10 protein-coding genes are annotated in these 12,869 nt (G+C 68.1%); 3 read left to right on the top strand and 7 right to left on the bottom strand.

Annotated features, from left to right (window positions below; genetic code table 11):
- Positions 1-91: 91 nt before the first annotated feature.
- Positions 92-916 (top strand): tryptophan-rich sensory protein, encoded by an 825-nt coding sequence (locus tag AC1MB9_RS02765; RefSeq protein ID WP_479963520.1) that lies wholly within the window; start codon positions 92-94, stop codon positions 914-916.
- 4 nt (positions 917-920) lie between these two features.
- Here the strand turns inward: AC1MB9_RS02765 and AC1MB9_RS02770 are convergent, their stop codons facing one another.
- Positions 921-1,817, bottom strand: a complete 897-nt coding sequence (locus AC1MB9_RS02770) for an FHA domain-containing protein (RefSeq protein WP_479963521.1) — start codon at positions 1,815-1,817, stop codon at positions 921-923.
- Between the two features lie 2 nt (positions 1,818-1,819).
- Complete coding sequence (locus AC1MB9_RS02775; protein ID WP_479963522.1) at positions 1,820-2,092, bottom strand: hypothetical protein; 273 nt, start codon at positions 2,090-2,092, stop codon at positions 1,820-1,822.
- A gap of 263 nt (positions 2,093-2,355) precedes the next feature.
- Between AC1MB9_RS02775 and AC1MB9_RS02780 the strand changes: the two genes are divergently transcribed.
- Together AC1MB9_RS02780 and AC1MB9_RS02785 are read left to right on the top strand one after the other, a co-directional pair.
- Positions 2,356-3,141 (top strand): EI24 domain-containing protein, encoded by a 786-nt coding sequence (locus AC1MB9_RS02780; protein WP_479963523.1) that lies wholly within the window; start codon positions 2,356-2,358, stop codon positions 3,139-3,141.
- A 136-nt stretch (positions 3,142-3,277) separates the two neighbouring features.
- Positions 3,278-6,763 carry a TM0106 family RecB-like putative nuclease gene (locus AC1MB9_RS02785; protein ID WP_479963524.1) on the top strand — a complete coding sequence of 1,162 codons (3,486 nt, stop codon included), beginning with the start codon at positions 3,278-3,280 and terminating at the stop codon, positions 6,761-6,763.
- Positions 6,764-6,872: 109 nt separating this feature from the next.
- On the opposite strand, the gene AC1MB9_RS02790 is transcribed toward AC1MB9_RS02785, so the two are convergent.
- The 5 genes from AC1MB9_RS02790 to AC1MB9_RS02810 form a co-directional block, all read right to left on the bottom strand.
- Positions 6,873-7,151: an HPr family phosphocarrier protein gene (locus tag AC1MB9_RS02790; RefSeq protein WP_479963525.1), complete on the bottom strand. Its 279-nt coding sequence runs from the start codon at positions 7,149-7,151 to the stop codon at positions 6,873-6,875.
- A 53-nt stretch (positions 7,152-7,204) separates the two neighbouring features.
- Positions 7,205-8,902, bottom strand: coding sequence for a phosphoenolpyruvate--protein phosphotransferase (gene ptsP, locus AC1MB9_RS02795; protein ID WP_479963526.1), 1,698 nt, complete (start codon positions 8,900-8,902; stop codon positions 7,205-7,207).
- 105 nt (positions 8,903-9,007) lie between these two features.
- Complete coding sequence (locus AC1MB9_RS02800) at positions 9,008-11,014, bottom strand: PTS fructose transporter subunit IIABC (protein ID WP_479963527.1); 2,007 nt, start codon at positions 11,012-11,014, stop codon at positions 9,008-9,010.
- Positions 11,011-11,997: a 1-phosphofructokinase family hexose kinase gene (locus tag AC1MB9_RS02805; protein WP_479963528.1), complete on the bottom strand. Its 987-nt coding sequence runs from the start codon at positions 11,995-11,997 to the stop codon at positions 11,011-11,013. Before AC1MB9_RS02805 ends, AC1MB9_RS02800 begins: the two co-directional genes overlap by 4 nt.
- Positions 11,994-12,782 (bottom strand): DeoR/GlpR family DNA-binding transcription regulator, encoded by a 789-nt coding sequence (locus AC1MB9_RS02810; protein WP_479963529.1) that lies wholly within the window; start codon positions 12,780-12,782, stop codon positions 11,994-11,996. Before AC1MB9_RS02810 ends, AC1MB9_RS02805 begins: the two co-directional genes overlap by 4 nt.
- Positions 12,783-12,869: the final 87 nt, after the last annotated feature.

Raw genomic sequence — 12,869 nt, forward strand, 5'->3', positions numbered from 1 at the left:
CGCAGCGCCGCTCGCAGTGCTACGGTGCCCTTCTTACACCCCGGCCCTCGGTCGGTGTCGGCGGTTGTGACGTATGGCCAGGGGAGGTCTCATGGAACACCGTGATGCACTACGGCAGGGAACGGTGCTCACCAGCGCCGTTCTCGGTATCGTCGGGGCCTTCATCGGTTCGGGTGCCGCCGGCGGGACGCCCATGCCGGAGGTCTCCGGCGGCGCTCTCGCCGCGGACGCCACACTCATCGCCCCCGGTGGCCCGGCCTTCGCGATCTGGACTCCGATCTACGCCGGCCTCCTCGCCTACGCCGTGTGGCAGTTGTTCCCGGCCCAGAAAGGCGACCCTCGTCAACGGCGCCTCGGCTACCCGATTGCGCTGTCGCTGCTGCTCAACGCCGCGTGGATCCTGAGCGTCCAGTTTGATCTGCTTCCGCTCAGCGTCCCCATCATCGTGCTGCTGCTGGTCGTGCTCGTCTGGACGATGCGCACGATGCTGGACACCCGACCCCAGAGCACGCTTGAGCTGCTGCTCGTGGACGCAACCATGGGCCTCTATCTCGGCTGGGTCTGCGTGGCCACCGCCGCGAACGTGGCCGCGGTGCTCGTGGCCGCCGGCTTCACCGGGTTCGGTCTGTCCCCGGACGTGTGGGCCGTCGGCGTGATCGGCGTGGCGGGGCTCGTCGGTGTACTCCTCGCCCTGTACGACCGTGGGCGTTGGGCGCCCACCCTCGCGCTCGGCTGGGGATTTGCGTGGGTGGCCATCGCCAGGCTGGGCGGCGAACCTCTCTCCGTGCCGGCCGGGATCACCGCCGTCGTGTGCGTGGTGGCGATCGTCGCCGCGACCGTAGTCGCCCGGACCGCTGCTCGGCAGCGGATGCCGACCAGCCGACCATCGAGGAGGCATCCGTTCGGCCGGTCGTGAAGACCTATTGACGGGCGGGGCGTGGCCGCGGCGCCTGCGGCTTCTGCACCGCGAACTCGCCGCCGACCCGACCGCCGAAGGGGCGCCCATGATCGGCGAATTCCTCGCGGAAGAACGCCATGCGCCACTTGCCCATCTCTACCCGTGAACCCGTGCGCAGGATGATGCCGCCACCTCGAGTGGAGGCGACATCATCCACCGGGCGGACACTGCCACTCACCTCCCCAAGCGGGTAAAGAACGTACTCATCATTCTCGTCGTGGCGGATCTCGGCATGTACGGGGTCCAAGTCGGCCAGGACCAGGTCGGATTCCGGCGACGATCCGATCCTCGTCGTCGTGGGCAGGAGGTCGAATTCCCGCGGCTTCTGTCCGTTCCAATTCTGCGAACCCACGACGAATATCAGGCGCGGCCGACCGCCGCCGCTCGCATAATGCGTCGTCGTGACGCGTCGACGCAGCTTGCGCTCGAATGTCGGCACGAGGGGGAAGAGCGTCGACGGGGGCAGCGGCACCATCGCTGGGGCAGAGGTCAGCGCGCTTTTGGCTCCGCTGTGCAGCAGCGGCGCCAGGGCGACGCGGCTTCCGAGGGTGATGTGGGGCGACTTGGTGACCAGTCGCTGAACCAACGGCGCGTCGACATCACCGATTCGGGCGATGATCCCGTCCGGTCCGGCGAGGGACACGGTGAGTCCCCGTGCAGCCAATTGTGCGGCGAGTTCCCGAATACTGCTCAGGTTCAGGGTGCGTCCCTGCACGAGAACCGACGGATCGCTCGCATAGACCGTCACCTCTTCGCCGTCGGCCGTGATCGTGCCGTGCAGCCGGTCAACGGATGCGCCATCGTCCTCCTCCGCGAGGGAGAACGTGAGGTCGACGTGCAAGTGCACGGGGGCGTTCACGACTATTTGCGGTGCGGGTCGGAGCCCGGAGTGAGGGCATCGCTCGTGGTGACTCGAAGCGTCCCGTCGACCTTCCAGATGGCGCGCGGGGCATCCGGGCCGATATCGCGGGGAACCTCGACCGTCATGTCGACGAAGGTGTAATTGATCGCCGCTCCCTTGCCGGTGAGATAGGACCACATCTCCTCGCCGAGATCGGTCCAGTCCGAAATCGTGTGCTCACGTGGTTCATCGGTGCTTTCGACATTTCCCAGGTAATTCTGGCGTTCGGTCACGGTTTGTCCTTACTCGATTGCGGGCAGGGGTGTGGGGTTTGTAGTGGAATCATAGTGGCTCGAGCCGACCGCCAATAGCTGCAATATCGCCGGCCGAGAACAGCGCCGTCAACCACATGCCCGGCCGTTTCAGCTTCGCCCGACCCCGCCGCCTCCGAGGTCGATGTCGGTTCACTCGCAGAGGGCCCGGGCCGCACCGACGCGGGTCTCCGAATGGCGCAGGGCCTGCGTTCGAGTTTCAGCCGCCGAGCTAGGGTGTTGGGGTGCCGCCCGACTCGACTCCCGCCCGACCCACTCCCGCCCGCGAGTTCTTCGCCGGGGCCGGGTTCCTGGTCCGCGGCCTCAGAATGTGGATCACGTCGCCGCGCCTCATGCTGCTCGGCGCCCTGCCCGCCCTCATCGTCGGCATTGTGTACGTCGCCGGTTTCGTGGTGCTGCTCGTCAACCTCGAGACCAGTGCAGCCGCCATCAGTCCGTTCGCCAGTGGCTGGGACGAGCCCTGGCGCACGGTCGTGCGAGTCGTCGTCGGCGCGGCGATCGCGGCCGCCGGCATCCTGCTGGTGGCGTACACCTTTGTGGCGGTGGCGCTGCTGGTCGGCGACCCCTTCTATGCGCGCATCTGGCGCGCGGTTGAAACCACCCTCGGCGACGAGCCGGTCGAACCGAAGCGCGGACTGCTGCGCAGCATTCTGCGTTCCGTGACCGACGCCCTGCGGTTGATCACCCTCGCCGTTCTGGTCGCTGTCGTGCTGCTGCTCTGCGGGCTCGTTCCCGTGCTTGGGCAGCTGGGCGCGCTCGTGCTCGGGGCGCTCTTCGGCGGATGGATCCTCACCCTCGAACTCACCGGCTTCGCCTTCGACGCGCGCGGCTTCACCCTCACCGAGCGGCGACGGATGCTGGGCTCTCGACGAGCGCGCAGCCTCGGATTCGGCGTGCTCACGTACGTGCTGTTCCTGATCCCGGGGGCGGCCGTCATCGTGATGCCCGCGGCGGTCGCCGGGGCTGCCCTGCTCAGCCGCGATATTCTCGCGGAGACGACGAACGCCTGACCGGTCCTGGCCGAGCTCAGCGTTCCGCGGATGCTAGTTTTCGGCAACGACGGTCCTTGAGATAACCGCATGTCGGTGGCGTTCGGTAGCCTCAAAGCACGCGAGGTTCCCTCCCTCGCGTGAGCGAGGAGTTTGCGTGTACGTGCTCGATTCGACGACGGTCATCTACTCGGCAAGTGATCTGAGCGCCGCCGCGCAGTGCGAGTGGGCGCTCATGCGTACGTTGGACGGCAGATTGGGGCGCATCAATCGGGTCATCGAACGCGAAGACGCGATGCTCCGCCGCACGGCGGTGCTCGGCGACGAGCACGAGCTGCGGATGTTGGAGCGGCTGCGCGCCACGCACACGATCGTTGAAATCGCGCGGCCCTCCTATGGTGATGACCCACTGCTCGCGGTGCAGCAGAGCGAGTCGGCACTCCGCGCCGGTGCCGAGGTCGTGTACCAGGCCGCCTTCTTCGATGGGCGGTTTCTCGGCTACGCGGACTTCATCATCCGGGATACCAACACGTCAACGTACGAGGTCTACGACACCAAGCTTGCCCGAACCGCGAAGGTCACAGCGCTGCTGCAGCTTGCCGCGTACAGCGACCAGCTGATGCGTGAGGGAATACCGGTAGGCGACCTGGTGCACGTCGTGCTCGGTGACGGGCGCACAAGCTCGCATCGCCTGCAGGACATCCTCCCGGTGTATCGACAACGCCGCGCCCGGCTCGAACGCCTGATCGATGAGCGCGTCGCCGCCGGGGCACCCACCGAATGGAACGACCCGAGGTACGCCGCGTGCGGACGCTGTGCGGCCTGCGATGAGCAGGTGCAGGAGCACCGCGACGTGTTGCTCGTTGCCAACCTGCGGCTCGGTCAACGCGCGCACCTTCGCGCGGCCGGTGTCACCAGCATCGAGCAGCTGGCCCTCCGCACGGGCCCCGTCGACGGGCTGTCCGACGCGGCGCTGACCACGCTGCGCGAGCAGGCCCGGGTACAGACCACGAGCCCCGCCGGCGGGCAGCCGATCACCTGGGAGGTCGTGAACCCCGTGGCCCTCGCGGCGCTGCCAGAACCCGATGCCGGGGACGTCTTCTTCGATTTCGAGGGGGACCCGCTGTACTCGGAGCCTGGCGCCCCGAGCAGCGAGACCGCGGCGGCCGCGGCGGAGACGACGGTCTGGGGCCTCGATTACCTGTTCGGACTCGTCGAACCCGACGACACCTTCCACGCCTTCTGGGCGCATTCCTACGCCGAGGAGCGCACGGCGCTCATCGACTTCCTCGACTGGGTGCAGGAGCGACGCACGCGGCACCCGAACATGCACATCTACCACTACGCGCCCTACGAACGCACACACCTGCTCACCCTCGCCGCTCGTCACGGGGTCGGCGAGCAGATCGTCGACGATCTACTGCGCAGCCGGGTGCTCATCGATCTGTACCCCGTGGTACGCCAGGGATTGCGCATCGGCAGTCGCAGCTACTCGCTCAAAAAGCTGGAGCCCCTGTACATGGGTGACGACGAACGCGAGGGCGTCGCCAACGCCGCCGACTCGATCGCCGAATACGTGCGCTTTCGAGCGCTGCTGGCCGCGGGCGAAACAGCCGTCGCGGCCTCCGTCCTCGCGGACATCGCGCGGTACAACGCCTACGACTGCCGATCGACCCTGCGGTTGCGCGACTGGTTGCTGGAGCGAGCTCGCGAGAACCAGGTGCCGCTGGCGACGGCCCTCGACCTCACCCTCGACGTCGTCCTGCGCGAACCCGACCCGGTGTACCTGGAACTCGTGGCGCTGCTCGCGGACGTGCCACCCCACGAACGCACGGCCGATCAGACTGCCCTGGCCCTGGCGTCCGCGGCCATTGACTATCACCGCCGGGAGCAGAAGTCGTTCTGGTGGGATCACTACGCCCGGTTGAGCACGCCCGTCGACGACTGGGCAGACACCCGGGGCGTGCTCGTGATCGAGGCGGCGTCCGTCGACGTCGACTGGCACCGCGGGGGGCGGCAGAAACTTGACCGCCGGCTGCTTCGCGTCTCCGGAACGCTCGCCCCCGGCAGCTCGCTCAAACCCGGCGACCAGCCGTTTCTGGTGTACGGCCCGCCGTACCCACCGATCAATCGCGGCACAGACCCTGGCGCACGCGCCGCGCACAACAAGACCACCATCGTGGAGGTCGCCGACACCGTCGAGTACGTCATCGAAGAGATCCTGCAGGCGGATGCCCCGCATCACGACGAGCTGCCGCTTGCGCTGACCCCCGGAACCCCACCGCCGGCGGGCACCCAGGTGGATGCCATCGCGGACTGGGGCCGCACGGTTTTGGAGGCCCACCCCGAGCCCGTCGCCGACGCCGCCTTCGACATACTTCGTCGGTCGGAGCCCCGCCGAACGGGTGGGACCGGTCTTGCGCCGGTCATCGACGGCGACGTGCGAACCGCCATCCGGGACAGTCTGCTGTCCCTCGATCGCTCGTACCTGGCCGTGCAGGGACCCCCCGGAACCGGAAAGACCTACGTGGGTTCGCGGGTGGTCGCCGACCTCGTGCTCAACCACGGCTGGACGGTGGGCGTCGTCGCCCAGTCGCACGCCACGGTCGAGAACATGCTGCGGGCCGTTCTCGCCGCGGGGCTCGGAGCGGACCGCGTCGGCAAGAAATCCCGCAAGGGCGAGGAAAAACTTCCCGTGCCGTGGACAGCGCTCGACGCCGGCTCCTTCGCCCGCTTCACCGGGCAGCACGGAGGATTCGTCGTCGGGGGTACGGCGTGGGACTTCAGCAACGCCGGCCGCATTCCGCGCGGCTCGCTCGACCTGCTCGTGATCGACGAGGCCGGTCAGTACTCGCTGGCGAGCACCATCGCCGCAGCGGTGTCGGCGCAGCGCCTGCTGCTGCTCGGTGATCCTCAGCAGCTGCCGCAGGTGAGCCAGGGAACCCACCCGGAACCGGTCGACACGTCTGCGCTGGGCTGGCTGTCGGACGGGCACAACGTGCTGCCAAGTCCGTTCGGCTACTTCCTGGCGACGAGTTGGCGGATGCACCCGGCAGTGTGCGCGCCCGTTTCGGTGCTGTCCTACGAGGGCAAGCTTCGGTCGCACGGCTCGGATCGCACCCTTTCCGGGGTCGCGCCCGGACTGCATCCGGTGCCCGTCGACCACCGATCCAACTCCACTTCCTCACCGGAGGAGGTCGCCGTTGTCGTGGGACTCGTGAGGAAGGTGCTCGGTCGCGCCTGGTCATCCGGTGGGCACACCGGTCCGCTCGAGCAGCCGAACATCATCGTCGTCGCGCCGTACAACGCGCAGGTCGAACTCTTGCGCGTCTCGCTGTCCGACGCCGGCTTCGACTCCGTGGCCGTCGGCACGGTCGACAAATTTCAGGGGCGGGAGGCCGCGGTCGCGATCGTGTCCCTTGCGGCGTCCTCGGCGGAGGAAGTGCCGCGGGGGCTGGAATTCCTGCTGCTGGCCAACCGGCTCAATGTGGCCATCTCCCGGGCGCAATGGGCGGCCTACCTGGTGTATTCGCCGACCCTGACCGACTACCTGCCCAGAAACGCGGCGGCGCTGGCCCAGTTGAGTGCATTCATCACTCTCGTGGAGCCCCGGCAGGATGATCTGGCGATCAGCGGGGAGTGATCGCGCAGTCACCCTCAGATCCACACAAAACCGGAGAAATGGCGACACGCCGGGCCAGACGGACATCCGGGACGGTGTGTCGCGAGTTCACCGGTTTTGGCGTGCCCTGCTACTCGGCGTCGAGGTCCGTTTCGAGCAGGGTGACGAGTGCGTCGAGGGCATCGTCCGCGCCGTCGCCCTCGGCTCGCAACACGACGGTGTCTCCGTTGCCGGCGCCGAGGCTCATGATCGACAGGATGCTCGAGGCGTCCATGGCATCGTCGGCGGGCTCGCCCTGCATGGCAATGGTCACCTCGATCGGAAGCGCGCTCACGGCGGCGACGAAAATCCCCGCGGGACGAGCGTGCAGGCCAACGCGGCTGGCGATGACGGCGGTGCGTTCAGACATATTGTTCCTCCTGGGAAACGGGGTTGTCGGAGTAGGTGCGGTGGATGAAAATGTTACAGGCCCAGTTCGTCGAGGATGGGCAGCCCCGCGCGCACGGCGGCACGGGCCTCCGTGGCGCTTGAGGCGGAGAGAGCCACGGCGGCGAGGTCCTGCGCCTGCTCCAGGGTGACGCTCGCGAGCACGGCGCCCACGGCGGACAGCGCCCGCGCGGTCATGGACAGCGTTGACACTCCGAGGCCGACGAGCACCACGGCGAGAGCCGGATCGGCCGCGGCTTCGCCGCAGACGCCGACCGGCTTGTTGTTTCCCTCCGCAACAGATCCGGCGACGGTGATCCGCACCAACTGCAGAACGGCCGGCTGCCAGGGGGTGTTGAGGGCGGCGAGCGGGCCGAGCTGGCGGTCGGCGGCCATCGCGTACTGGGTCAGGTCGTTTGTTCCGAGGCTGACGAAGGCGACGCGCCTGAGGATCGCCGCGCTCGTGAGTGCGGCGGAGGGGACCTCCACCATGACGCCCGGCGTTTTCAGGCCGGCGGTCGCACAGAGCGCCGCGAAGTCACCGGCCTCCTCGGCCGTGGCGATCATCGGGGCCATCACCCAGACGTCGGCCTCCGATCCTTCCGCCGCGAGAGCGACGGCGCTCAGTTGGCGTTCCAACACTCCGGGTGAGGTGAAGTCCGTGCGATAGCCGCGCACGCCGAGAGCGGGGTTGGGCTCGGAGGCGTCCGTGAGGAAGGGGAGGGGCTTGTCGGCACCCGCGTCGAGGGTGCGCAACACAACCTTCTTGCCCGGGAAAGCGTCGAAGACGCCCCGGTACGCGGCAACCTGCTCGTCGACCGTGGGTTCGGCGTCGCGGTCAAGAAAGCAGAATTCGGTGCGGAGCAGCCCGACGCCCTGCGCGCCGGCCGCTGCGGCCTTCACCGCGTCGGCCGCGCCGCCCACGTTGGAGAGCAGCGGCACGAGGTGACCGTCAAGGGTACGGCCGTTGCCGTCGAAATCGGCCAGTGCGGCAGCGGTCCGAAGCCAGGCCTCTGCGGCCTCGGTCTCGGCCGCACCGGGATCGACCGTGATGGTTCCGGCGGCGCCGTCGACGTAGACGAGTGTCCCTTCCTCGAGCTCGGTCACGCCCACCGCGGCGACGACCGCGGGAAGCCCCAGAGCCCGGGCGATGATCGCGGTGTGCGACTGCGGCCCACCGCTTGAGGTGACGAGGGCGATGACGCTGGCCGGATCGAGAGTGGCCGTGTCGGCCGGCGCGAGGTCCTCCGCCACCAGCACGAACGGGGTGTCGCTGAGGGGAATTCCGGGTGCCGGCACTCCCCGCAACTCGGCGACGACTCGAGATCGAACGTCGAAGATATCCGTGGCGCGTTCGGCCATGTACCCGCCGAGGTTGAACAGCATTTCGGCGACGGATGCCGCGGCGTCCCAGATCGCCCGCTCGGCCGAGGCTCCGCCGTTGATCAGCTTCACCGCGGCCTTGATGAGCATGGGGTCTGCGGCCATCAGCGCGGTGGCTTCGAGCACCTCACGGCCCGCGCCGCTGGCGCCGGCCGCTCGATCGTTGAGTGACGCCTGCACGGACTTCGCTGCCGCCCGGAGGGCTTCGACCGCCGCCTCGGGGGTGTCGTGGGTGAGCCGTTCCCCGACGGGGGGCTCGGACACGGGTTTGGGCATCTGTCGTACGGATCCGATGATCCGGCCTGGGCTGACCCCTACCCCGTTGAAGGTGTTGTCTGACAGCGTCTCCACGAGACTCCCTTGGTTATGGTGGCGTTCGACCCGCACCCCGCGTGCGGGGGTGCGGGTCGAATTGGAAACTGGTGAATCAGTGTTGGTGAGTCTACTGCGACTGACTCACACCGCTGCCATGGCGGCGTCCTCGGCCGCGGGCTTGCGCACGGCGTAGCGCTTCAGGCCGACGACCGCGAAGGCGGCAATGACGGTACCGATCAGGATGGCCACCACGAACAGCAGGAAGTTGTCGATCGCGAAGAAGACGAAGATTCCACCGTGCGGTGCCTTGCTGGTCACGCCCCATGCCATGGAGAGGGCGCCGGTGACGGCCGCACCGAGCATGCTGGCCGGGATGACGCGGAACACGTCGGCGGCGGCGAACGGGATGGCGCCTTCGGAGATGAACGATGCCCCGAGCAGCCAGGCCGCCTTGCCGTTCTCGCGCTCAGCGAGGCTGAACAGCTTGCGGTCCAGCACGGTGGCCAGGGCCATCGCGAGCGGGGGCACCATGCCGGCGGCCATGACCGCGGCCATGACCTGCCACGGTGCCTGGTTGGCGACGGTCGCCGCGCCGAGACCGGCCACAGCAAAGGCGTAGGCCACCTTGTTGACCGGGCCGCCGAGGTCGAACGCCATCATGAGGCCGAGGATCATGCCGAGGATGATCGCGGACGCACCGGTCATACCGCCGAGCCAGCTGTTCAGAGCCTCGGTCAGAGCGGCGATCGGGCCGCCCAGAAGGATGAACATGATGCCGGAGGCGGCGATCGACGCGACGAGCGGGATGATCACGACGGGCATGAGGCTGCGGAGCCAGCGGGGCACGTCGATGCGACCGATGCCCGCGGCAACGACACCAGCGAGAAGACCACCGACGATACCGCCGAGGAACCCGGCGCCCATGAATCCGGCAACGGCACCGGCGACGAAGCCTGGTGCGATACCCGGGCGATCCGCGATGCCGTACGAGATGTACCCGGCGAGGGCCGGTACGAGGAAGCCCATCGACAGTGCGCCGATCTTGAAGAACACCGCACCAAGATAGATGGCGAGGCCGCCCTCCGGGAGGTTCAGCAGGCTGTTGTTGATCACCACGTTGTCGGCGACATCCGTGACGTCATAGCCGCCGAGCAGGAACCCGAGGGCGATGAGCAGTCCTCCGCCCGCCACGAACGGAATCATGTAGCTCACGCCGGTGAGAAGGGCGCGTTTGACCTTCTGGCCCAGGTGCTCGTTCGCCTCCGTCGTCTCCGACGCCGCGAGGCCGCCGGTGACCCGTCGGGCGTTGGGGTTGTCTGCGGCCGCCAAAGCCTCCGCAATCAGCTTCTCGGGTTCGTCGATTCCACGTTTGACGGGAGCGTTGACCACGGGAAGACCGGAGAAACGCTCTCGGCCGCGCACATCAACGTCCACGGCGAAGATCACCGCGGATGCGCCTGCAATCACGGCCGGGTCGAGCGGGGTGAGTCCGGCCGAGCCCTGGGTTTCGACCTGCAGGTCGACCCCGGCATCCTTCGCGGCGGCGACGAGGGCATCGGCTGCCATGTAGGTGTGGGCGATCCCGGTCGGGCAGGCGGTGACGGCGACGAGGCGTTTCGTTCCCGAGGCGGCGGATGCCGATGACGTGCCGGTGCTGGAGCTTTCGGCTGCGTGCGCTGCTCCGGCGGGTACCGTCGCGGGCGCGACGACGTTGGTCACGAGTTCCACGATCGCCGGTGCCGACGATGCGGCGCGCAGAGCCGTGGTGAAGTCCTTCTTCATCAGAGAACGGGCGAGCTTCGCGAGGATCTTCAGGTGCTCCTGATCGGCGCCGTCCGGGGCGGCGATGAAGAACACGAGGTCGGCGGGGCCGTCCTTTGATCCGAAGTCCACGGGTGTCGACAGGCGGGCCAGGGCCAGTGTCGGCTCGAGCACGGCCGCGGAACGGCAGTGGGGGATGGCGAGTCCGCCGGGAATTCCGGTCGCCGTTTTTTCCTCGCGGGCCAGGGCATCGGCGTACAGGCCCTCGACTTCGGTGGCTCGGCCTGCCGCGACGATGAGTTCGGCAAGGTGCCGAATGACAGTCGCCGGCGCGGTGCCGAGGTTGGTGTCCAGAGCAACAAGCTCCGGCGTAATCAGTGCACTCACTGGTCATCCTCCTTTGGATTCAGGGTCTTGCTGTGGTTGTCGAATGCCGTTACACGCACGGCGTCGGGGTCGGTCTGGTCAAGGGCGGGAACGGTGGAACCCGGAAGTGAAGCTGCGGCGGCGCCGTGCGCTGCGGCCTGGCGGAGACAGTCGGCGGGGCTTGCCCCGGCGTCGCGGCTCAGGAGAAAGCCGGCCAGGGCGGAGTCGCCGGCCCCGACCGTGCTGACGGCGGTCATGGGGGGAGTCTGGGCGAGCCAGCTGCCCTCGGCGGTGACGAGCACGGCGCCCTGCGAGCCGAGCGTCGCCAGTACAGCGCCGGTACCGCCCGCGATGAGGGTGCGTGCGGCCTCGATGGTGAGCTGCGGGTCGGCTTCGAGGGTGTCGGCGTCGAAACGCCCGGTGAGCTCGGCGAGTTCCTCGGCGTTGGGCTTGAGCAGGTCAGGTGCTTCTGTCGCGGCGGCCGCCAGGGGCGCCCCCGAGGAATCCACGGCCACGCGGGGGGCCGCAGCGCCGAAGCGGTCACGTACCCTTCTGATGAGTGTCGCGTAGAAATCGGCCGGCACGCCGCGGGGGAGCGACCCGGCGAGGACCAGCCAGCTGGCTCCCTCGGCCCGGTCGAGAACCAGGTCGATGAGAGCGCTCTGCTGCGCCTCGGTGAGGACCGGTCCCGGCTCGTTGACCTTCGTGGTCGTGCCGTCGGGTTCGGTGATGGCGACGTTGCTGCGCAGCGCGGCACCGATCGGCAGCCCGACGTGCGGAATGCCCTGACTGCGCAGGGCGACGAGTACAGGGTCGTCTTCGTCTCCGGGGAGAATTGCGAGGCTCTTCAGCCCGGACGTCTCGAGGGCGCGGCAGATGTTCACGCCCTTTCCGCCTGGTTCGTGGTGAGCCAGAACGGCGCGCTGCACCTCGCCCCGAGCCAGCGGCCCGGCCAGTTCTATCGTGCGATCCAGGCTCGGATTGGGTGTCAGAGTCACTATCATGCGATCACAACCTCTACGTCGGCGGCGGCCAGGGCGGCCGCGAGTTCAGCGGATGGCGGGGCATCCGTAATCAGGGTGTCGATGTCGCCCAACCCGGCGAAGCAGACCAGAGTTTCCTCGTCGAGCTTGGACGAATCGGCCAACGCCACCACGCGGCGCGCCGAGCGCACCATGGCCGCTTTCACCGACGCCTCGACCGAGTCGGGCGTGCTCAGGCCGAACGTGGCATTGACGCCGTTGGCTCCGACAAATGCGATGTCGGGGCGCAGAGCGCCGAGCTGCTCAATCGTGCCGCTGCCCACGATGGCGCTCGTGAGGCCGCGCACACGGCCGCCGAGCACGTGCAGGTGAATCGCCAGGTTGTTGGAGAGTTTCCAGGCAATCGGCAAGGCATTGGTGATGACGAGGAGCTGGTCGCCGGCGGCCGGTGGGGACCACTGCGCCAGCAGGTCGGCGAGGTGCTCCGTCGTGGTTCCAGAGTCGAGGATGACCGACCCGGTGCGGCTGATCGGGATGAGCGCGAGGGCGGCCTGGGCGATGCGCGCTTTCTCGTCGAGTCGCTGAGTCTGGCGTTCCTGGAGACTCGGCTCGGACAGGCTCATCCGGTCGATGGCGACGGCGCCGCCGTGGACGCGACGCAGCTGGCGGGCCTTCTCCAATGCGTCCAGGTCGCGACGAACCGTTTCGGACGTGATGTTGAAGCGGTTGGCGAGGTCGCTCACGGTGACGCGACCACGCTCGGTGACCAGGTCAGCGATCAGGAGCTGACGTTCTTCGGCGAACACGATGCCTCCTCGACAATGAGTGACGGATGCCACGGGAAGTTGTTTTCACTGACTTTAGCTGTGGTTTGATTTGGTTGTCAAGAGAAA

The sequence above is a fragment of the Cryobacterium sp. AP27 genome (genome assembly GCF_056680495.1).

Bases quoted from the DNA above. Each gene is read 5' to 3' on its own strand.
- AC1MB9_RS02765 (WP_479963520.1), top strand. From the start codon at position 92: ATGGAACACCGTGATGCACTACGGCAGGGAACGGTGCTCACCAGCGCC.
- AC1MB9_RS02790 (WP_479963525.1), bottom strand. From the start codon at position 7,151: ATGTCTGAACGCACCGCCGTCATCGCCAGCCGCGTTGGCCTGCACGCT.
- AC1MB9_RS02805 (WP_479963528.1), bottom strand. From the start codon at position 11,997: ATGATAGTGACTCTGACACCCAATCCGAGCCTGGATCGCACGATAGAA.